Annotated in this window: 19 protein-coding genes; 17 read left to right on the forward strand and 2 right to left on the reverse strand. The window is 44.5% G+C overall.

Features of this window, described 5'->3' with window-relative positions:
- The first annotated feature begins 117 nt into the window (after positions 1 to 117).
- The 14 genes from radC (at position 118) to ON05_RS31730 (ending at position 12,086) form a co-directional block, all read left to right on the forward strand.
- A complete protein-coding gene (gene radC, locus ON05_RS31665) occupies positions 118 to 843 on the forward strand; it encodes a DNA repair protein RadC (protein WP_029315263.1) in 726 nt (241 codons plus the stop codon).
- Positions 844 to 911: 68 nt separating this feature from the next.
- Positions 912 to 1,148 (forward strand): hypothetical protein, encoded by a 237-nt coding sequence (locus ON05_RS31670; RefSeq protein ID WP_010474781.1) that lies wholly within the window; start codon positions 912 to 914, stop codon positions 1,146 to 1,148.
- Positions 1,145 to 1,504 (forward strand): hypothetical protein, encoded by a 360-nt coding sequence (locus ON05_RS31675; protein WP_010474782.1) that lies wholly within the window; start codon positions 1,145 to 1,147, stop codon positions 1,502 to 1,504. The genes ON05_RS31670 and ON05_RS31675 overlap by 4 nt, the downstream gene beginning before the upstream one ends.
- 46 nt (positions 1,505 to 1,550) lie before the next feature.
- Positions 1,551 to 1,901: a hypothetical protein gene (locus ON05_RS31680; protein WP_010474783.1), complete on the forward strand. Its 351-nt coding sequence runs from the start codon at positions 1,551 to 1,553 to the stop codon at positions 1,899 to 1,901.
- A 69-nt stretch (positions 1,902 to 1,970) separates the two neighbouring features.
- On the forward strand, positions 1,971 to 4,004 hold the full coding sequence (locus tag ON05_RS31685) for a DNA sulfur modification protein DndB (protein ID WP_010474785.1): 2,034 nt from the start codon (positions 1,971 to 1,973) through the stop codon (positions 4,002 to 4,004).
- A 275-nt stretch (positions 4,005 to 4,279) separates the two neighbouring features.
- Positions 4,280 to 4,990: a DUF5895 domain-containing protein gene (locus ON05_RS31690; protein WP_139025832.1), complete on the forward strand. Its 711-nt coding sequence runs from the start codon at positions 4,280 to 4,282 to the stop codon at positions 4,988 to 4,990.
- A 95-nt stretch (positions 4,991 to 5,085) separates the two neighbouring features.
- A complete protein-coding gene (locus ON05_RS31695; protein WP_010474789.1) occupies positions 5,086 to 5,700 on the forward strand; it encodes a hypothetical protein in 615 nt (204 codons plus the stop codon).
- A 343-nt stretch (positions 5,701 to 6,043) separates the two neighbouring features.
- Entirely contained in the window at positions 6,044 to 7,168 is a 1,125-nt protein-coding gene (locus ON05_RS31700) for an RRXRR domain-containing protein (RefSeq protein ID WP_050857488.1), read from the forward strand.
- A gap of 478 nt (positions 7,169 to 7,646) precedes the next feature.
- Positions 7,647 to 7,901: a hypothetical protein gene (locus ON05_RS31705; RefSeq protein ID WP_010474793.1), complete on the forward strand. Its 255-nt coding sequence runs from the start codon at positions 7,647 to 7,649 to the stop codon at positions 7,899 to 7,901.
- A complete protein-coding gene (locus tag ON05_RS31710; RefSeq protein ID WP_010474795.1) occupies positions 7,879 to 8,244 on the forward strand; it encodes a type II toxin-antitoxin system VapC family toxin in 366 nt (121 codons plus the stop codon). The genes ON05_RS31705 and ON05_RS31710 overlap by 23 nt, the downstream gene beginning before the upstream one ends.
- Positions 8,245 to 8,379: 135 nt before the next feature.
- Complete coding sequence (locus tag ON05_RS31715; RefSeq protein WP_236618989.1) at positions 8,380 to 8,550, forward strand: hypothetical protein; 171 nt, start codon at positions 8,380 to 8,382, stop codon at positions 8,548 to 8,550.
- Between the two features lie 15 nt (positions 8,551 to 8,565).
- A complete protein-coding gene (locus ON05_RS31720; RefSeq protein ID WP_010474799.1) occupies positions 8,566 to 9,882 on the forward strand; it encodes a serine/threonine-protein kinase in 1,317 nt (438 codons plus the stop codon).
- Between the two features lie 12 nt (positions 9,883 to 9,894).
- A complete protein-coding gene (locus ON05_RS31725) occupies positions 9,895 to 10,140 on the forward strand; it encodes a hypothetical protein (RefSeq protein WP_010474801.1) in 246 nt (81 codons plus the stop codon).
- Between the two features lie 59 nt (positions 10,141 to 10,199).
- Complete coding sequence (locus ON05_RS31730) at positions 10,200 to 12,086, forward strand: protelomerase family protein (protein WP_010474803.1); 1,887 nt, start codon at positions 10,200 to 10,202, stop codon at positions 12,084 to 12,086.
- A 38-nt stretch (positions 12,087 to 12,124) separates the two neighbouring features.
- Here ON05_RS31730 and ON05_RS31735 read toward each other — a convergent pair whose 3' ends face one another.
- Complete coding sequence (locus ON05_RS31735) at positions 12,125 to 16,180, reverse strand: AAA-like domain-containing protein (protein WP_262562500.1); 4,056 nt, start codon at positions 16,178 to 16,180, stop codon at positions 12,125 to 12,127.
- Positions 16,181 to 16,260: 80 nt separating this feature from the next.
- Positions 16,261 to 17,601 (reverse strand): AAA-like domain-containing protein, encoded by a 1,341-nt coding sequence (locus ON05_RS31740; protein ID WP_010474808.1) that lies wholly within the window; start codon positions 17,599 to 17,601, stop codon positions 16,261 to 16,263.
- A 281-nt stretch (positions 17,602 to 17,882) separates the two neighbouring features.
- Between ON05_RS31740 and ON05_RS31745 the strand changes: the two genes are divergently transcribed.
- The 3 genes from ON05_RS31745 to ON05_RS31755 all read left to right on the forward strand — a co-directional run bounded on the left by ON05_RS31745 (position 17,883) and on the right by ON05_RS31755 (position 21,932).
- Positions 17,883 to 18,542: a hypothetical protein gene (locus ON05_RS31745; protein ID WP_010474809.1), complete on the forward strand. Its 660-nt coding sequence runs from the start codon at positions 17,883 to 17,885 to the stop codon at positions 18,540 to 18,542.
- A 352-nt stretch (positions 18,543 to 18,894) separates the two neighbouring features.
- Positions 18,895 to 21,339, forward strand: coding sequence for a M10 family metallopeptidase C-terminal domain-containing protein (locus tag ON05_RS31750; RefSeq protein WP_010474811.1), 2,445 nt, complete (start codon positions 18,895 to 18,897; stop codon positions 21,337 to 21,339).
- 200 nt (positions 21,340 to 21,539) lie between these two features.
- The gene (locus ON05_RS31755; RefSeq protein ID WP_010474813.1) at positions 21,540 to 21,932 is read left to right on the forward strand and encodes a hypothetical protein; all 393 of its coding nucleotides are present in this window, start codon (positions 21,540 to 21,542) and stop codon (positions 21,930 to 21,932) included.
- Positions 21,933 to 22,693 lie beyond the last annotated feature (761 nt).

Consider the following 22,693-nt stretch of genomic DNA (forward strand, 5'->3'; position numbering starts at 1 on the left):
ACTATATGAAGGGGCTTCTCGGAGGTTCTGGTGAATGGCGTAAACATAGAAACAAAAGGCAATCAAGACGGTCCTGGAAGCGCGAAAGACAAGCCTACAAGCGGAGGGTACGCAACGATGGCTAACGCAATCCTTCACATCCGTGATCTCCCCGTTGAAGATAGGCCAAGAGAACGGCTGATGAATAATGGTGCTAATCAGCTCAGCAGTGCTGAACTCCTCACCATCTTGTTGGGAACGGGACAGGGACCAGGGAAACTTTCGGCGATGGGTCTAGGTCAGTCGTTACTCAAAGAATTAAATCAAGATCAAGACCCCCTAAAACGTCTCAGACAAATCACCCCGGAAGAGCTAACTCAAATTCATGGCATTGGCCAAGCTAAAGCTGCCACAATACTAGCTGCCATCGAATTAGGGAGAAGAGTTCATCATCCGAGCCCTAACCTAGGAACCATCATCGATGATCCATCGGTAGCTGTTGAAGCCTTATCAGAACACCTCATGGGGCAGATCAAGGAAAAATTTGCAGTACTCCTGCTCGACGTAAAACATCGTCTGCTTGGAACACACATCGTTTCCGTTGGCACAGCAACCGAAACCCTAGCGCATCCCCGTGAAATATTTGGGGAAATCATTCGCAGAGGTGCTTCACGAGCCATCATTGCTCACAATCACCCCAGTGGCATGGCAGACCCCAGTCAAGACGATATTACCCTAACTCGGCAGCTCCTAGATGCAGCCAAAATTATGGGTATTCCAATCCTCGATCATTTAGTCATTGGGAACGGTTCGTTTACCAGCCTTCGCCAAACCACATCCCTTTGGGAGGATGTCACCGAATAATCTCAATCGTTTTCTTATGTAAAATATTCGATTTTTACATAAGATAATCAACCTCTTGGAACTGCAAAATGGACTTTCAACTCAGCTACGTTTGGCCAGACGAACAATTCACCACCATCCGCGTAGATGCCGCAGTCGCTTGCGGCAAACGATTTGAAGGTGTGGCCTATATTCTCCAACCGCTCTCAAAGAACCCTAGCCTTCAAATCCCCAACGGACTGGGAATAAGAAGCACTCAGCAAATCCTTGATCGGATTAGTCAAGGATTTGAGATTCCTGAAATAAGCAAGGAAGAACGTCAATGAATACTCATCCATCACTAGGGAGTTTTGCCCTAGTCAATACCGATCAAATTCCCTCAGAAGATTTCTGTAAACTCCTCAAGGCTACAAAACCGGAGGTTGGCAATCCCCAAGTGTTCCGCACTGGTCTGGTGGATGCTGGTTTTTTCGTCTTTATCGGTGAAGATCCAGAAACTTGGGTAGAAGATTTCAAGCTGTATTCCCCTCGCCTTCAGCAAATCGTGCGATGGGCAGCAAGCATAGGTGCTACCTACCTGCTACTTCACCCAGACTGTACCCATGCAGAAATTGGAAGCCTACCTATTGCACCAATCAAAAAAAGCCAGCATATAGAAAACCGAACTGAGGCTGAATTTTGAGTTTTCTATCCGTTCACCAACTACAACACTGAACAGGAGGAATTGAATGAGAACTGGATCTCATTTAAAAATTAAAAACTTCGGTACAAACGCTCAAGGTATTGAACTCAAAGGAAATCCCCAACAGCGCGAACATGCAACCTTCCTAGTTTTCTTCCCAGGTGGATGCGTTGAAATAACTCGAACATCAGATTGCCGGTACTGGATCCATACAATGATCCTAGAACCCAATACTGGCAATGGTGATCGAACAGATGATCGGGCAATTGGCCAGATGGTTGAAGCATTCTTTCGCCATCCAAAGGACGGAGCAATTGATCTAACCCACTCTCAAGAGATCGCAGATAACACCCGCGTTCTTAGCGCTCTCATCGATCACAACAGACGCAAGCGCTAATAAAGCTTTCATCAAAACTAACCCATGAAATTCTACACATCAGGCATCTCCGGGAAAAAGGAGTTGTCCATGGTTGAGGCCGCAGGTACGCAACTCCCACTCTTAGTCGATCCCGTAGACTTGAAGCACGTTGCTAATTGGCCTGGTCCCATAGCTCTAGATTCAGGCGCATATCGAGCGTTTAAGTCTAAGTCACTGATCAATATCGAGCAGTACTTAGCAGCCGCGTTCAGCCGCCCCTTTGATTTTGTTGTAGCACCCGACGTGATCGGAAACCCAGAGCAGAGCTATCAGAATTGGCTGAAAGTTAAGGATCTGTCCTTAAATATCCTGCCTGCTTGGGAATGGGGTAGTGATCAGTCCTATCTCCATCACTACTTAGATCATGCCCCAGTTGTCGGTATCGGCGGCCTGGTGCCGGTGATGCGAATGAAGAATTCCGGGTCAGAGCGAAAAATCAAGGATCAGATGCTGGCGGAGCTAAAACAGATGTGCCTTCAGTATCCTGCTCGGTTTCATATCTTCGGCATGAACTGGCTTTGGGCCATTGAAAGTCTCAATAGCCTAGTTTTTAGCGGAGATAGCTCTAAGTGGCTGGATGGCGCACGTTATGGTCATCTAATTTTTACAAATTCTCGAACAGGCCATCTTTCTCAAGCGCCAGCAAAAGCCTTGCCTGAATCTCAAAGCATGGATCGGCAAGACCGCTGCATTTCAAATATTCAAGCAATCGCTAATTTTACTCAAGCAGAGGAGCCCCAAAATATGGCTACATCATCTCAAACCAAAACGACTCCATCCGCAAAGGAAAAAGCCTCCTCAAAAAAAGAAACAACCCCCTGTTACCAATTCCCCGCTGTATCTGGAATTCAAAGTGGCCAGCCCTATTACACAACAATGATTCCGATCAAGCTGCTTCCCAAGTTTTTCGTCTTGGAGACGGAGACAATGCCCGCCGAAATGAGGGCTCAACGCCAACTCAATTCATCCCGAGCTAGAAAACTATCTGCCTACGTTCTGGCTGGTGATTACACCCTATCCAGCGTTGTTGTTACGGTCGAGCTTGAAAAAAAGGATGCTAAAGCCTTCCAATTTGACCCGGTACAGGGCGAACTCGGCATGTTGAATGTGCCGATGTCATCTAGGTTTCTGATTGCAGATGGCCAGCATCGCATCCACGGACTAAAACTTGCACTAGAAGAGAACCCAGAGATCGGTGAAGAATCGATAAGCTGTGTTGTTTTTCTCCACTCGGATTTAGACCGAGCCCAGCAAATTTTCCACGATCTAAATTTTTACGCGAGTAAGCCCAACAAGTCGATCACCAGCCTTTACAACCATAAATCCGAATCTGCTGAGATTGCCCGGTTAGTCATGGTCGGTGTTCCTATCTTCAGGCAGTACACAGACACGGAAAAAACTAGTTGCTCAAAGAAATCCCTCAAAGTCTTTACCTTCAATGCCATTGAGGAAGCCTCGCACATTCTCTCTGAAAGACTAACTGGCACACCGAAACAAAAGGCTAAGCTCATTTGTGCCTTCTTCAAACTCATTACTGAAGAAATCACTGAATGGTCAAGCCTAATCAAAAAATCGACTACATCGTCTGAAATCCGCCAGGACTTCATCTGTTGCCATGCGATTGCCCTGATCGCGATCGCACGGGCAGGAGCTACTTGCATTCACCTTAAAAACTGGAGAGAATCAATTCAGTCTCTAGCCCTTGGCCAGGTGAACTGGACAAAAACTAATCCCGATTGGGAGAACCTAATTATCTTCGGAGGCAGGATTCATAAGAATCAAACTACTGCTGGCGAATTCGCTCAATACTTGCTCCAACGTGGTGTTCCTTGCGAGGAAGTGATCCAAGCCTCCATGAAAGATTGGCTTTCACAGCACTTCCATGGATATACCAAAGCTGATATTGAAAATCAGCTAGGTGCAAAAGCAGATATTCTGAGCGTGCTGGAGACCTTCCTTGAGGAAAAGCCCATCCAGGCCGACGATCCAACACTTAAATCTGCCTGGTTCAACGCTCGAACACAGTTCCTGAAAGTGCGAGGGATCTTTCTACTCGAATCAATACAGAAAGGTGGTAAGTAAGTAATTCATATCTAAAATACTTGACCTTAGATACAAGTCTTACTATATTAGGTACAGGTTGATGGGCAGGCCATCCCTGCTCATCCCCATTACTGCCACAACTGAATAGAACTGCGACGAATGCAGCAGGCTTATGAAATGCCGCTTTATGCCGCGTCCATAGGGATTGCACCGCACCTCGAAAGACTAGTAGAGGGTTCAGGGTTTTCCCGGTCAACCCTTCAACAGGCCGGGAAACGTTCTAATTTTTTACTCTCCCAATTAGAGGAACGCCAATGATGACCCAACCAAACCCCACTGATGAATTCAGCGGAGAGGAATTTGGAGCTGGTAAAACCTTTACTCCGTATCTTCAAGTCATTCACCATAAAGAGGCGAACGATTCAGGCTTCTTTCTGGCCGAAGACAACGCCCAGGCCGTCAACTTTAAGCCTAATCCAGATTGGTTGCCCTACACAGCTAGTCTAGGCGCGGATACCATACCAGGATACCGATCACTAAGCGCCCGAATCGTGGTTGTCCGACGCACCCCATTATTGATGTTCAGTCGGAGTGAGAAAACATTCTTAGGTGTATTTGACACAAATACCTATAACGCTCAAAAAGCCTCCATCCTGTTAAAAAGTAGATACCTCATCTACCTCATCTCAAAGGACAAAAAACTTCTTCATACCGAGCCACTGCAATTTACGACTAAAGGCTCATTGTCTGGTTCCTTTGGTCAATCCTATTCCGAATTCAGACAAGCCATGGAATCAGCCTATGGTCGAAAACGAGGCGATCGCTTCTTTGCTCTATGCGTCTTTCCGGTTCAACTACAGCCGGTGCTGAAAGGCAGAGAACAGCAGTCCTACGTTTGTACCGTAGAGAAATTCGGAAAACCCACCGCTGAAAATTGGAAAGGATTTTTCCTGGGCTATTCAGAAGTCAAGGATAAATTACTCCAAGACTTCGACACCTATGCTGATTTCGTAAACGTAGATTGAACCATTGAGACTCGTCCAGCTATAGCTTCTGGACGAGTCCTCTGACCACGCTCCGACCACTTCAAGGAGCATCCACGCTTTTAAGGACATAACCCATGATTAACCTTCCAAAACCATCTCTAGAGAACGAACAAGCAACCGACCTAGACAACTACAATCCACTTTCAACAGCACGGCTTGAAATCAGATCGGAGAAAGCTTTCTTGTTCTATCGCCAAGTCTTCCTTGGGCTAACTGACAAACTAGGTACTTTTGCCCTCATGGTCCTGGTCGAGATTATTAAAGCCCTATGGCATCTCGTGAGTTTACTCGGGCAAGCAGGCTTTAGGAGCTTTCAGCACAACCACCCTCAAACTTCAGAACGAGCGGTCTGGTTGGCTGGTGCAACAAAAGCCTTATTCACCAAAGCTGACATTCCCCAGTTCCCAGTGTTTAAGGAAAAGCCTTCAGAAAGTAAAGAGTCAGAGACTCAAGAGTCTTTAACTCAAGAAACGGACAATCAAGTAGAGGAGTATGATCCACCTCTGGAAGACACTGAAGAGCCGCAGGAAGAGCAAGCCCCTATAGTAGCGGCCACTGACTTGCTTGAAGACCTTGATACGAATGCTCTGAGAAAGCTGGCAACTAAGCGGAAAGTCCACCTAAATTTGCCGGTGAGCCAATGCCGCAAACCGGAACTCATTGAGGCATTAACAACACACTCTCGTTAATTAGCGAGCTGGTCACCATAAATCCTAGAGGTGGCCAGCGAGTGACAGTCTCAACAGCTATTTCAACCAGTGAGTCATGAACCCCTCCCTGCCCTTCGGGACTGAGGAAGGGGCTTGATCGGTCTCAGCCGAGCACTAAGTCATGACTAGACCATGAGCTAAATGCAGTCACGTACGTTCGGGCGTTTCCCTAACTCGAACCTCTACAAGCCTTCTGAGAAAAGGCGTGGGGTAAAGCCCAGAGATGCTGAATTTAGTGGTCTTAGGGACATACAACTCGCAAGAGGATTATCTCAAATTGCAATTAAGAGTACCCGTTATATCAGCAGAAGGTAAACCACTCATGCCGACTAAGCCTAGTCGTGCTAGGCGCATGGTGCGTGATGGTGTAGCTGTGGGCAAGTGGAACGATGCTGGACTTTATTACATTCAGCTCACCAAACCGCCGTCTGACAAACAGAGGCAGCCGATTCATTTAGGCTGTGACCCTGGCAAATCCTATACAGGGATTGCTGTGCAGTCAGCTAAGTTCACGCTCTATACCGCCCACCTTGTTTTACCGTTTCAGCGGGTCAAAGAGCGCTTAGGTGCAGCCGTCATCAAAGGTGGCAAAGCCATCAAAAACGTCAGGGGTAGAGCGCTGCAACGTCGGGTTAGGCGAGGCAGGCGCATCAACCGCAGTGTTTTGTTTCAGTTCAGGGCACACCGTCAAAAGCGGTTCAACAATCGCCGCCAGCCAAAACTAGCGCCATCCATCAAAGCATCCCGGCACATGGAAATTAGAGTCATTTCAGAGCTGGCTAAAATCTTCCCGCTCACTAGCATTGCCTACGAAGTGGTCAAAGCTGATGTAGATTTGACCAGTGGCCGCAAGGGTGCGCGTTCTGGTAAAGGTTTCTCTCCGGTCATGGCAGCTCAATACTGGGCTATGAAACAGCTAGAGTCTATCGCTCCAGTTGTTAGGCGCTACGGCTGGCAGTCTGACGGTAATGGCACCTCTCAGGTTCGGAAACATTTGGGCCTGATTAAGATTAAAGACAAGAAAGCGCAGACGCCAGAGGCCCATGCTGTCGATGGCATTGCGCTAGCAGCCAGCCAGTTCACGCGATATCAAGCGACTCACATTGATGCGATGGACTGGACGGGGGCTGTAGAAGTAACCCCAGCACCGTTCAAGGTCATCACTCGACCTGGGTATTTCAGACGGGCACTGCACTTCGACAATCCAAGCACAGGAGGCATTCGGAAGCGTAAGGGTGGAACGGTTACCCCATTTGGCTACCGAGCTGGCGACAAGGTACAGGTTGCCACTAAAGGCCAGATTTTAACGGGCTGGGTTGGTGGTTTCACAGATACCGAAAAGTCGAAGAAAGTCTCTGTTTATGACGTGAACTGGAAGCGTCTAGGGCAATACGGACTCAAACAAATATCAATGATTCGGAGGTCTAACAAACTATGCGTATCCTAGAAGATTGCCAACATAAAGAGCATCGAACCCTTTATGTTGGCCGCTAACCCTCCCCGTCCTGCTACGCGGAGGCCGGGGATTCCCGCGATTCAGTTGAAATAGCTGTAGGTGATCCATGCAGCCAAATACCTGCTGCCAATCCACAATTAACTCTTAGCAAGATTGAAGTATGAAAGCGTCTACCTATTCGCCGCACAAGCACCTTGAACGCTTCATTGGAACTGTCAGGTTACCTGATGGGAAGATAGTCGAAGCGTATTCAACCATTTCTAGAAATCATATCCTGATGATTCAAAAAAAATCATCAGGGAAGCTAAGCAAGAAATTTATGTCCACCCAGATCACTGATCTAAGTCGAGATATTCGACTACAGCTTTGCTGCTAATAGAGGGAATCAGCTAGAGACATGAGTTCTCAAACCTATCCCTCCACTTATATAGAATGGAAATAGTTGCAAAGGCTATTCAAAGGCTATGTTATGAAGACCCTCCAAATCGAAGTTGATATCGATGAAGATCGCCAGCTAACGATTCAACTCCCTGACGATATCGAGTTAGGCAAGCATCAAGTGACTGTGGTCTTAAACCCTCAGCAGCATATGGACGAGCCAGAAGGAACTAACCATCAACTGAATCAGCTTGCGGGCAAGATCAAATCCTTTGCTCATCTAGATGCTGTCGGTTGGCAGAAACAAATTAGAGACGAATGGGATGAAAATCGAGTACCTGATTGATACGAATATCTTCATCTTGCTTTTCAATAATCGTTTAACAGAACCAATCCCAAATGGATCGTTGGGATATTCAGTAATTACAGAGATAGAACTCTTATCATTTCCCCAACTGGACAAAGCTGAAGAACAGCTCATTCGCAGTCACTTAGCCGCTTTGCAGCGCATCCCTCTAGATACTGAAATAGCTCAGAAGACAATTACACTTCGCCGCCAACACCGACTGAAAACCCCTGATGCAATAATTGTCGCCAGTGCTATGGCAATGAAAGCAACATTGATTACCAATGATCAACAACTGAAGAATTTGAATGTTGTAGCCACGCTAGGACTTGAGTATTCGTGAGTAAAGACTGTGATTCCATCTATTAACACTTGTATCTAAATTTCTTGATTTTTAGATATAAGTGCTCTACTGTTTAGATAACTAGAATCTTCATCTAGCCTTGAAAGGTGCTCTATGGAACCTAAAAATATAGGCATGAAAAGCGCATGGGAGGCTCATCAGCATGACATGCTTAGAGGTTTAGGTTATGCCTGCGATATCAACCACCCAACCGATGATCCAGAAACTATCGCACTTTGGAAACAGACCGCTACAAAGCTAGGGCTCACTTATATAGACAGAGAAGAGACCGAAGCTACGGAATAGCTGAAAGGAAAGGGAATGAAGGAAGCTATACAGCAAACTATTAAGGATTACACCATTATTCGATCTCTAGCACAAGGAGGATTTGGTGTAACATTCCTAGCTGAAGACAGTAACCAGAAACGACTAGTCATCAAACAACTAAGGCCAATCGCCCAAAATGACCTAGAGTCATCACTAACCTACTTCATAAAGGAATGCGATCGCTTAAAAGCTGTCGGACATCATGATCGAATCCCTACGTTTATTGAGTATTTTGAGGAGGGTGGCCAGCACCATATCGTCCAGCAGTATATTCCTGGTCAAAACTTGCTGGAAGAAGCCAGGGGCCGAGATAGGTATTCTGAAACTGAAGTCATTGACCTATTGCTTGATTGCCTCGAAACCCTCGATTTCATCCACAGCAAAAATTTAATTCACCGGGATATCAAACCAGCAAATCTGATCCGACGACAAATTGACAGCAAAATTTGTTTAGTCGATTTTGGCGCTGCTAAGGCGGTATCGGAAACAATATTAGCTAAAACATCCCATACCTTAATCGGGAGTGTCTCCTATAGTGCCCCCGAGCAGATGATCGGTCACGCTACTTATGCCTCTGATTTATACGCCCTCGGTGCTACCTGCTTATTCTTACTAACTGGCCAAGAGCCCACGGATTTGTATAGCATCGCTGAGGATCAGTGGTGCTGGCAAGAGACCTATCAAACCTCACCCGAGTTTGCTGAAGTTTTAAATAAGTTAATCCATCGAGCAACCAGTAAGCGCTATACGACTGCCAAGGAAGCGCGGAATGATGTGGCTGATGTTTGCGATCGCATTCGGAAACGGGAAAAAAATGAAGCTCGTGCCCATCAAATACAAACGCTTCGCCGCCATCAACTGGTACGCACTACCCGTAAAGTTGCCTTGAGAGTAGCCGCTGTAGCCGCTCTTGGGGTGGGAATCTGGCAAGTAACACCAGTGATTACTTCTAACATCGAAAAGCTTCCCACTATTATCACCACAGAGGATCAGCCCCCCATCATCATCGAAAACGATGAGCCAAAGCCCGAAGTCAACCCCTTTGAATTTGAAGGAGATTCTAAAAGTATTGAAGAATTAGTAAAGTCAAAAATGATTGCTGCTGGTTATCCAGCAATGATTGTAGAGCCTATCCCCTTTATGCTCGGTGCAGTAAAATTTGTTGTTCTAGCAAGCGGTATATTCTCACTAGGTTTCACGTATATTTCTTTCTCAAGGGGAGAGCGATTAGACACTTCCCGATTAGTCACTTCTGGCTTGCTGATGATTTTCGTACTCATTGGCCCACATCTTTTAATCGCTCTGTTGTAGGTATTGATCAATATGTCTAAACAGACTGGGCTTAAACTCACAACCATCTTCGTCACCATCCCTTTTGCCCTGGCAATCAGCACGGGCTTATCAATCCCAGTTGTATTTTCAATTTTGAATGCTTTAGGAATGCCAGACTGGTCCGCCCCTCAAAGGGATTTCGGCTGGCTGATAGCTGCATTGATCCTTAGCGCTGTTTCCTACTTTGTTGTCAGCAAAATTTTAGACGAGAACGACCAATCTCAGTCTCCTTCCTAATTATGAGAGCGTGGCTAAAATCAATCTACCAATCGACCTTTTTCCCTGCAATATCTAACTTGAAAGATACTGAAGAAGACCGGGAAACAGCCTCGCAATGGGTAGTTTGGATGAGGAAACAGTGGTCAGGTCACGGACTAACCACCTTGAATCAACAAAAGAACCCAATGACAGAGGTTCGGAGGGCACTTAAGGATCAATTATCACCAGACCACATCATTTTTGATTACATGCAATTTACTGAGAATCAGTGGATTGAGATTAACCTTCAAGCAGCTCCTACACCCATTGTCTATGGCGACCCGTTGATTAAAGACCCTGACACCATTGTCCACAGAGCGACCCAACTCCTAAATAGCCGTCAATGGGCTGATAGCCTAGCTGGCCTGACCGCAGTTACGGGGCGACGTTGCGCCGAGCTACTGAAAACAGCTACATTTGCCTATCAATCTCCGGTTAGTATTTGGCTCACTGGAGCAACCAAAGCCAAGCAAAAGGAACCTCTTTCTTTTGAGCTACCCACCCTTGCTCCCGCTCAACAGGTATTAGACATAATCTCCAAGGTCCGTAAGTTGGTGGATACAACGGGAATGAATAACCGGCAGATCAATGCTCAGTATGAAGCCGATGTGGTTACGGCCTGCGATCGCACCTTCTGGGATCTTCTTGATCACGAGCGTGTAGAAGGAAATATCTACAACCATCTTTCCCGCACTGTTTACGCCCGGATAGCTACTCTTTGGTACGCACCCCCACAAATCCTGGATATTGACTTCATGGCAGCAATCCAAGGCCACACCATTATCCTGGGAACCAATGACCTAGAGGATAAAAAAGCCCTCGCAGAAAAGCGACATTATTTTGATTACCAGATCGGAACTCAACAAGGTCAAATAGATTCACGGCAAGGTATTCGTCTGAGTGACCCAGACGTGAGTTTTCTAGAGAATTTCCAAGGCGAGGATGAACTTGCACCTAAAATAGAAGACACACCTGTACCTAATCCAGTCATGAGTCAACCATCTGCTAGCTCAATTCGGGTATACAAGAAAGACCGGCAACGCTTGATGAAAATTCTGGAAGCGTATGGCATAGAGGGGACACGCCCTGAGCAAATGTCGGCGTTTATTTCCGAGGCAGAACAGAAACTCAAACAAACCCAGCTTCTTGAAAAGGGTGTTAAAGCGTTCATCAAGTCACTCAAAGCCCTGGAGACTCCTGAAGAGATTCGTGACCTCGTACTGAAAGAGATTGCCAAGTTTGAAGATTACCCCGATTTCTTCGGAACTTATCGCAACGAGATTCAAGACGCAGTGAGATCGTGCAACTTACCACTCGTGGATGGTAAGACAGCTTTGCGATCGCAAAATGTCAAGGAAGGCGTCACCTATGAACAGCGAAAGCACTTCGCCTTATTATTTTTAGACAATCCAGATATGACACTTCAAGCACCTGAATCACTCGTAGCACCAAACAACGGCACACCAACCCCTTCAGCTACCACCACCGATCAAAAGCTGGATATCATCACCGATACGCTTACTCAGTTATGCCAGCTTATGCTTCAGCAGCAACAGCAATCGGTGCAGCAGCAACCCAACGTTGTTGGACAGACTATTCCTCTTTCACAACCTCCAGCCCCGGCGAAGAAGAGAGGGAGAGGCCGCTTAGATCCAGAAGAGGCAGATGCCAAGATTCACCGTGCTATCGATGCAATTATGGCTTTCAATGACACTGCCAACCGACCTCAAGAAGAGATGTGGCGAATAGGAATTTCTTCACTTAAAAGACTTACGAGTTCGTCTCAGAGCGTCATTCAGAGGGTTTGCAAGAAGAGGAAAAAAGATATTGATGCCCATCATGAGAAGCACAATCTAGGAAAGTACCATAATCTACCCCATGGACATGCAGGGATTATGATCGATGATGTTATTGCCTGGGAGTGAGGATAGGAACGTGTCACCTTTTGGAAAAAATCAATGGGTTATTTTTGCTGTTTAGCTTCTTTAGCAAGTTTTTTAGCTCTGGCTTTAGTATCAAAGTTGAGGCGAGGATCCCATGTTTGGGCATCTTGAAAACCTTGTATCGCCTCTTCAATACGACCATCTTTAGCAAGTGATTCACTGTAGTCTACTAGAAAAGGTGCAGCCTCAAGGCGACGAGTAGGAGTTTGACAGACCTTCAGCTTTTGAAGTTCTCGTGGTGTGGTGATTAGATAGCTGTTGAGCCAATCGCAACCCCTAGCTAGCAATGTTTCTAAATCTTCAAAAGAAAACATCTCCATATAGCCTAAAGCTGTGCCAGTGATAAGGGTTTTACCACCATTAATCCAACTTATCCCTGTTATATCGCCAATATTGGATTTGATTTCTGAAATTTGCCTACCATCTTGAGTCCACAATTTAAAATTCTCACCTGTTCCGACTGTTGCAAATATTTCGCCATCACTTCTCCAACTGACAAACCGGATTCCTCCTTGGTGAGCCACAATTGTTGCAACCGGATCTAACGCGCGTGTCCAAAGATTAACTTTTCCATCGTCTCCACCCGTCGCTAATACTTGGCCATCCTGACGCCATTCCATACTCAGTACACTACTTTGACGGGATTGTATGGAAGCGATCAGCTTACCATGCTTAGTCCAAAGCTTTATGGTTCCGTCGTCTCCACCCGTTGCCAGAATTTGTCCATCACTATCCCAGCATATGCTATTTACCTGGCCTTGATCTGTCTGCCATGAGATTATTTTCTCACCACTACGAGTCCACAGATGAACAATTCCATCATCACCACTTGAAGCTAAAGTTTGGCCGTTGTTACTCCACCTAATGTCTAATATTCTGCCTTTATGAGCTTTCGCTGATATGATTTGCTTACCATCCCGAGTCCACAACTTTAAATTCCCATCAAATCCCGACGTAGCAAGAATTTGGCCATCCTTACTCAAACTTACTCTTAAGATACTCCCCCCACTTTTAACCTGAAAAGCGTTAAGCCACTTGCCATCCTCAGTCCACAGATCAACACTTCCGCTATCTCCTGTTGTGGCTAATGTTTTGCTATCTCTACTCCAACTCATACTCAATATACTTCGCCCAGGCCCTTTATTGCCTTCAGAAGGACCAACTGAAGTAACTAATTCTTTCCTTGGCATTAAAAGCCTCAAAAATTCTTTTGAACTGTTTTTAGATGACTTTTTTGTGAACAAAGCTAATGTTTTGCCATCATTACTCCAACTGACAATTTTGAATATACTCTTTTTATCTTCGAATATCGTAGTAGGTTTGAGTGCACGATTCCACCGTTTCACAGTTCCATCACGTCCACTAGTGACAAGAGTTTGGCCGTCTCCGATCCAACTTACATTAAAAACTCCTATTGGATGAGCTCGTAACGAAGTGATCAGCTCTCCCTTTCTGTTTCGCAACTCCACCATACCTTCACTTCCACTTGAGGCTAAGGCCAAAATCTGGCCATTTCTACTCCAACTCACACTCATTATCCTGCCTTCACCAGGCTTAGTTATTGAGGTAATCATTTCACCTGATCGAGTCCACAGATTCATCGTCCCGTCAAATGGACTAATAATCCCTTGATAACCTCCTGTAGCTAAAATCTTGCCATCCCTGCTCCAGCTAATGCTTTCAATAGTGCCTTGTTTAGCCTTTATTTTTCTTATTAGTGTGCCTGATCGAGTCCACAACTTAATAGCAGTATCAAATGCATCCACGCTCATTCCATCACTACCACATGTAGCGAGGATTTGATTATCATTGCTCCAATCCATACATACAACATGATGTTGAAAAGCCTTAATTGTTCGAATTGCTATGCCTGATCGAGTCCACAACTTAACTGATCCGTCCTCTCCTCCTGTAGCCAAAATTTGTCCATCAGAACTCCAACTTATACTTAATACCTTGCCTTCATGAGCCTCAATCAATTTGATTGGCTCACCAACTCGTGTCCATAACTTAACTGATCCATCCTCTCCTCCTGTAGCCAAAATTTGTCCATCAGAACTCCAACTCATGCTCATGACCTTTCCTTGGTGAGGATCAAAGAGACGCTCTCGAATGTTGAATAATATCTCTAAGAGGGTTCCTATAGGTCTCAGTGCAGGATATTGTTCTAGGGTCAGTTTGTGATTGACTAATTGGACATCATATGAGGCTGTTTTTTGCTGAACTAAGAATTGTAATTCTTGACCCATTAGTAGTGCATTTAGCAACGCTCCAGACTCATCTAATCGGAACTGTCTTAACACTGCGGTATTTTGACGCTCAAGCTCAGACCCTTGTAAGGCAATACGAGTTCTTAATTGGGCATCCTCCAAGTCAACTTCTGCTTTTCGACGCTCTGACTGAGTGCGCAAAAGTTGAATTTGAGCAGCTTCTAAGTAGTACTGTGCTTGATACTTTTCTTGTTCTAATTCATGTTTAGATTGGCTGACCTGTCTAAATCGCTCTTCAACCTGTCCAACTCTTTGTCGCGCCCGATGAAACTTTTGTAAAGCTTGTCTTTCTTTTTGGCGAGCAGCAGTGACCCTACGTTGGGATTCACCAAGTTTATTCCTTGCAATCTTAATCTGATTTTTGCGCTTCGTAAGGTCTTTATTGATCCTTATTAATCGTTGATCTTTTATTTCAATTTTATCTTGAGCCTCTTGTACCTCTTGCTCAAATTGTTTTGCCCTGATCCCTGCCCGATTTGCTCGTTTTCCTTGGTTCCATGCCAAGACAACTGTTCCGAGTACGACAACCACTGAAACCACAGTAGTTGTGAAGAGTTGTTTAGTAGCCCTTTTGCGAGCCGTCGTAAGAATAGCCTTTTCTTCTTGTTCGACCTGCAAACGTCTTTCAGTATCCTGACGCTCCAAAGCTTGACTAGCATCCAGAAAGTTCCGATCAAGATCGCTGATGTACCGACTCTTTGCCCAAGCTTCAGCTTCTCGCAGCGCCTGCCCTCGCAATAGAAACGCATCGCTTTTGTCTATATCTGCATCGCGCCACTCTCGAAACGCCTCAGCATAAAAAGCAGGCCTCAGCTCGGCAGCAGCCTGATCAATCCATTCTTGGTCAAATATCGTGGCATAGATTGGATTTAGTGGCTTCAGCAACTCCTGTTCCTTCACCACCAAGCCAGTAAGCCGCAGTTCTAACTGCCCAGGGCTATTTTCATCACTCGAAATTTGCCTCTGCTGCAAAATCTGCTGATACAATCCCAGTAGTTGGCCTGCAATGCGTTCATCATGAAGCATCCGATCACGAATGGTTCGCAAATGTACAGGTTCATCTTGTGCTTCCCAATTCTCCAAGATAGAAGTTTGCACCAGATTCGCCACAACGGGTTTCCGTTCCTCCCGTTCTAGCACCAGATGACACAGCTTTTGTGTTAGAAACGGTTGCCCCCCCGTCCAATACAAGACATCAGCTACCACCTCTTCTGGATCATTTACCTTACCCTTTAGCCCTGCCACCAGTGGGCCTGCCTCGTGGATCTGAAACCCCTTTAGGGTAATTGACTGCCCAATATTAAATGGAGTTCGCTGCTTATCTGCAATTAAATCATTGGGTGAAGCGACCCCCAAAAAGCAGAACGTGAGATGTTGGTAGATAGGGTTATCAGCCCGCTGGTTGTAGCAAGCCCGGACAAATGCAAAGAAGTCATCTGTAGGAAACGGCAGACTCAGCACATAGTCGATTTCATCGATAAAAATCACCGTAGGCTGCTGCACAGCTTTCAGCATCTCGGTCTCAATAAAACGCTGAAATCGGTTCAAGGGAGAGAGTATGTGTTGCGCTTCCCACCAATCCACAACATCCAGATCTAAATCTAGCTCTAAAGCAATGATATCTATGAGTGAGACATACCACTGTTCAAAGTTTAACTGACTACCAATAAGCGTTAGATCAATTGCTACACAGGCAAATCCTACTTCTTGGAGCCTTGACATCGTCCTCACTCTCAGACTGGATTTGCCGGACTGCCTTGCATTGAGAACATAGCAAAACTGACCAGCAGATAGCTTCTCATACAAGTTATGGTCCGCTTCCCGTGTCACATAACTTTGGGCTGACTCCGGCAAACTCCCTGAAAAGATAAAGTGCTCCACCATCGCTACAACCCTGTACAATCCAAATGTTTTCGAAAGTAATCCCGAAAGAGCTGGCAACTGATCACACAGGCATTACCCTGCCAACTGACCAACCCCATGCTGTGAAGCTGAAACGCCTGTTTTGTACCCAGTTGAATGCCGTCTTCAGCCTCAAGCACCCTGCAGAAAGCAGTCTTCAGTGTTGGATCATTCTGCAAGTTGGACAGCAAACAACGCAGATAATTACCATAGATTCCCCCTTCAGTCGCAGAATCGGCCAATACCTCCATCAACGTAAGAGGATAGTCATGTAAGTTTGATAGTGCCTGCTGTATGAGGTCAGGATGTCCCCCCACCATTTCCATTAGGGGAGAATATCCCCGCTCATCAAGTTGATCCTCATTAATGTGAAAGCTCTGGGCAAGCTCTTTAACCTGAGACAAGGTAAATGTGGGTAGGACGATTGGCTTCCCTACATTAAAAGGCGAGTAATTAATATCTAGCGTAGGATAAGATTGCGTGGAATTAACCACAATAAGATGTAACTGCTTCCAGCACTGGCCAGTAGTGTTACTAAGCTTTGCTTGTTCGTGCCACCCCCGCAATAGTGAGCAAAAATCTTTGAAAATGGACTCTCGCTCAAAGAGCACATCAAAATTATCAAAGGCTAAAATAAGTGGCTCTTCAATTTTTACTAGAAGATATTTTTGGAAGTAGCGAGTACAGCTTAGACTGGCCCCTAAACTGCTCCGCCAATATTTCTCAAATTGATCCTCAAGGTCTAGACTATCTGCCGTATTCGCGCAAAACCACTGAAGGAATGTTTCCAAATCACAGAAGATATTACAATCAGCCAGTTTTAGATCAATAGTTACCGTTTGATAGCCTGCCTCACTAGCACATCCCAACACCTGGTTCATCAACCAAGTTTTACCCATCTTTTGAGGAGCCTTAATCCGTACTAATGCCCCAGGCTGCTGAATCGCCTCAAAACATCTTGTCTCAATTGGAGGACGCTCTATATACACTTCAGATATGACAGAGTCAGATTGTCTGCGGGAATCGGGGGGTGGCTCACTGGGCTGATGCTTCTCCAGCCATCGCTTCATCGGCTCCTGAAAATTATTCTTTGAGACTGGCTCATTCAATGCCTTTCTGAGTTTGCGCCAAAGCTTATTGCCCACATCCTTGTTGAGATAGTCAGCCGAATACCCAAAGCGCTCAGCAATCTCCACATAGGTCAATCCTTCCCAAGAGCCAATAAGAACCTTGATCTCAACATCCCTCAGATGCATACCTGTACTTTGAAAAACAAGTGTATCAGCAACCTTGACAACCATATCTTGAGTCAGGTTGATGCTCATCACTAGGACCGATTGACAACACTTCAATTAATCACATGGTATCGCTAGAAGTTCAATCGGTTTTCAAATTTCCTGATTATTGCTGATTAGCTTCAATGAGTTTTGCTACTCATCCTGACAAAACCTGATTTTTATAGTAGTTGATGCCTTATTAGCGAAGATACTATCAGGATTAGATATCCTATTTCTTCCCCATTGAGAATTTAGTTTGTCTCCTGAATGATTGGACTTATCAATTCAATCGATGTGATAAAAAATTGGGTCACTCAAGGAGAATAGAAATGAAATGGTATACTGCAGCCGCATCATTAACTGTAGGACTTCTAATTCCAGTTTGTGCGTTTAGTCCAGTCGCAGCAACTGAACAGCTCCCCAAAAAACTTACCGAAGCCTTTGATGCTTCGACAAGGATAGGAACTAGTGAAAATAACTCTAGCTTAAGGACTGTCCATGATAAGAATCAAACCAGGGCACAAATCCCTTTCAACTTAAGCAGACTACTCGATCAAATCGAACGGCATCGAGACTTTTTGCAAACCTATGCTCTCAGCGAAGCCCATCGACTTAGTGCAGGCGCACCTGTTAGATGGGATAAAGCAACTACCCAATTTAACCTCCGAAACCGTCAGCTCGCTGTGACTTTGCACGGCAAAGTCAAGACACCTACCAAAATTTTGCGTGATAAATCGACAAATCTTACCCTTTATCTGCAACCAGATCGCCATTTCAATTTTCGATTGACAGGGTATCGTCTGAAAATTAACCGTTGTGGCTTTATCTGTCGCCGCAAAGCGAAGCGGGTAAAAAAACAACTCAAACAGCAGCTAACAGCACAAGCTCCTCGCATTGAAGCTACCGTCAATAACAAGGTTAGAGAGATTTTACGTAACACCTTAAAGGTCTCCAGCCATCAGGCACAACCAGCATTACAGGACAAATAAGTAGACGATACCAAAATCTCAAGATCAAACGGTTTAACGCAAGTAGCATTAAAGCGACAGAGTTTGACTAGTCCAAGTCAGCATTTTCTTTCTCTTCCTTAAATACACTTCCCTCAAGCCAAGTAGAACCAAGGCTGCTACCCAGAAACATTCTTGAGTTTCTTTAAAGGGGCTGCTGTCTTAGATGGCTGGAAGATAGGCTGACAAATTTTTTAACCAGCTTGTTGACGAGCATTGACACTCTCAGTAATTTTTTGTGCAGCTAAACCATAAGGTATTGGATTGGATGGAAAAAATAAAGGATTTGAAGGAATACATCAAATTTAAGCAAGTTTCTGTGGAGAATTAAATTATGGGTGTTGTAGAAAAAAGCAATATTAATTTCATCGACAGTCTACTGGATTTGTTGAAATATGGTGAAAATATTGGAGAAGGGGCTGTAATATCTTATAGCTTTATCAATCAAGTTGGTGTAGGCTTAAATCCTCTTATAAATGAACAGCATCAAGAGCTAGTACGTAATGGCTTTGCAGCATGGAGCGAAATAGCAAATATTGAGTTCATTGAAGATCATGCAGGAACAGGGCAAATTGCCATTGCCACACGAGCTGGAGGTGTTAGTAATGGTGGAACAAATGGTGACACAGGTTTTTTCAATATAGGCTTAGACGCATTGAATGCTGGTCGCATTGATGTTGTAATCCATGAAATCGGTCATGCTTTAGGTTTAAAGCACCCAGGGAACTATAACGGCGATTGTGATCCATCCACAGGTAAAGTTTGTAGTCCTCCACCATATCTTCCTGAAAGTGAAGATAGTACTCAGTACTCAATCATGGCAGTAGGTTATCGTCAAAATCCAGGAACTGATGTCGGACCCACTACACCCATGCTCTATGACATTCAGGCTATTCAGTACTTATATGGCACTAATACTGACACTCGTTCTGAAGGGAACGTGTATTCATGGGACCCCAAAAAAGCCTTTACTGAAACTATTTGGGATACCGATGGAACTGATATGATTAGCGCTGCTTTTCACACCCTTGATGCCACCATCAATTTGACGGAAGGAACGTTTAGCTCAATTGGTCCCAGAGCTAATGATAGTGATGTAAGTGCGTTTAACAATCTTGCGATTGCTTATGGTGTAGAAATTGAGAATGCTAGCGGAGGATATGGCAACGACACCATCTTTGGCAATACTTCAGGCAACTACCTTTATGGAAGTGCTGGGGATGATCTATTAAATGGCTTGAAAGGAAACGATCGACTTCATGGAGCATCAGGCAATGATGTATTAGACGGTGGTCTCGGAATAGATTTCATGAATGGAGGGTCAGGAGACGACACCTATTACGTTGACAATGATAAAGATACCGTTCGTGAATCTTCAATAGAAGGGATTGATAAAGTTTATTCATCCATTAGTTATGCGTTAGGTGAAAATGTCGAGAACCTATCATTTGCTTATGCTGAAGGTAATCTTAATGGATTTGGAAACAGCCTAAATAATCGCATTGACGGCAACAGTTTCGCCAATCAGTTAAGCGGAGCCCTGGGAGATGACACCCTGATTGGGTGGCTAGGGAATGATACTCTCCAAGGTGAGTCTGGTAATGATTTACTTGATGGAGGCTTTGGCAATGATGACCTATTCGGGTGGTCTGGTGATGACACACTAGATGGGGGTGCTGGTGCAGACCATTTAATTGGTGGAATTGGTGATGATCTGTACATGGTTGATAACTATGGTGACCAAACCAGTGAATTTGCAAATGGTGGCATAGACACCGTTGAGTCATATTTGAATAGCTTTGGTCTAACTGACCATATCGAAAACCTTCACTTGAAGGGAACCAGCGCGATCAAGGGGTTTGGCAATGCTAGTCATAATCACCTGACTGGTAACTCACAATCCAACTTTTTGAGTGGATTAGCGGGCCAAGATACGCTGAAAGGGTTGGCTGGAGATGACACTCTCAATGGTGGCTCTGGTGATGACAGGATGTATGGTGATTTAGGCAATGACACATATATAGTTCATGATGAAAATGATGTGGTTGTAGAACTTGCAGAGGAAGGCCAGGATCATATTTACTCCTATACCGACTACTCCCTCAGCCAGAATATTGAGAATCTGACCCTGCAGGGAGTTGCTATTTCTGGCTATGGCAATCATCTTGATAACAGCCTTACTGGCAATTCGATAGATAATTTTTTATCCAGCGGTAGCGGTAACGATACCTTATTAGGGCTAGGTGGCAATGATTCACTATACGGTAGCTCTGGAGAAGATCACCTTTTGGGTGGAGAAGGCAATGACTCCTTATATGGACAGCTTGGCAACGATACCGTAAACGGCGAAGCAGGTCAGGATTTTCTCTACGGCGATGACGGCAACGACATCCTAAATGGAGGGATAGACAGTGATCTATTGGTTGGTGGTAAAGGCTCAGATATACTAACTGGCGGTACTGGCAATGACCAATTTCGCTTTTATTCACTTAGCGAAATTGGTGACACCATTCAAGATTTCTCAATATCAGAAGGCGATCAAATACAATTTATCGCTCAAGGATTCGATAGCGATTTTCTAGCCTCCGGTCTTCTTGATGAAAGTATGTTTTCTATAGGTTCATCTGCCACTCGATCCAGCGATCGCTTCATCTACAACTCTGCTGAGGGGAATCTATACTTTGACCCTGATGGCACAGGCAGTATTGAAAAAATACTCCTTGCCACATTAACTGATGCCCCAACATTAGCAAGCAACAGTATTTTCGTCTTTGCTTAAAGTTTCTGATTTAACAGATTCCCTCGAAAGGGAATCGCTATAGAATCCATGTTGTGAGAATCCATATTTTGAACCATTAAGTGTGATAACTGAAATATTTTGGTTCTTCTCACGATGTTCGCTCGAAAGACATATTATGTCTCTCCTGAAAATTTTCAACAAAAAATCATTGAAGTTCAATACTAGGAGAATTAACAGTGATGACTACAAAACCAAATTTATTGCATGTATATAGTCTAGTATTTAGCACCTTTTTATCATTAGTTTCAATAGATACAGCATTGGCAGGAACTCAAACATTTAAAGAACCAACTTTGAAGTCCACTGATGGATCCATATACAGAGTAGACCGTTGCGTCAACTCAAAAAGATTTCCAGATCGCTGTAGCAATGCTGCTACAGAAGAGGCTGCAAATAAATTTTGCGAGGTTAAAGGTTATAAGTATGCTGCTGCATATAATTGGCATACCCGTCCAGAACAGAATGCTTGGATATGGAAAGAAGGAACTGAACCACCTCACAAAATGTATTTGAGAACATTCAGAATTATTAAAGGGACAGGAATGCTTCACGATGTGGTGTGTAGAGACTAATCAGTAACACTTTCGACTTAAATTAATATCGAGGATGGAGGTGCATTGTTTCTGAACAATCTGACCCATAGTCTGATCGGCTTCGTGCTTTGAGAGTGATTTATCGATTGTCAGAAGCAATGTACCTCAGGCTTATATGCCTTAAAAAAGTGACCTCCTTAGGAGCCTGCTGATAATGTCCTATCGCAGCTTTATCCATAAATTGTTGTTACCCGACTTAGCCATGCATGGTACGTTCAGCAAAAATGCTAATTGTTGTTGAAAAAGTGAAAGGCATATATTGCAAAACTCTATCTTTGATCATTGGAAAATTTGCTGCTAATTCAATATGTTCGATTCGGTAAATTATCGTTTTTTTAGGTTTAATCGTTCTCTCTTCTTATCAGATGGCATCTTGAATGAGATCGCAACTCTGAATCATCCCTTGGAGCAGGGTTTAGTTGCCTTTCAAGGGATGATTTAGAGATGGAAAGGAAGATTTACCTTCATCTATTTCTGAAGTCTTCTTTACCATTTTCAGTTTCAGCTATTTTATTCTTCAACCAAGAAGCAACTAATATTGACTTACCGCATCTAGGTTTTGCTAGGAATACTGACAAATCCAAATGGCTTTTACACAAGAACACATCATTTATTTTAGGGATGTCATCAGGCGACTTATTAGTTTGCATTGATTTACCCGCCAACAATTTTTTCAATAATCTTTCTAGCTTCAAAACTTAATAGCTTGAACAATCAGCCGTGTTATCAGACCGGAACTG

The sequence above is a fragment of the Acaryochloris sp. CCMEE 5410 genome, from assembly GCF_000238775.2.
Taxonomy (GTDB): Bacteria; Cyanobacteriota; Cyanobacteriia; order Thermosynechococcales; family Thermosynechococcaceae; genus Acaryochloris.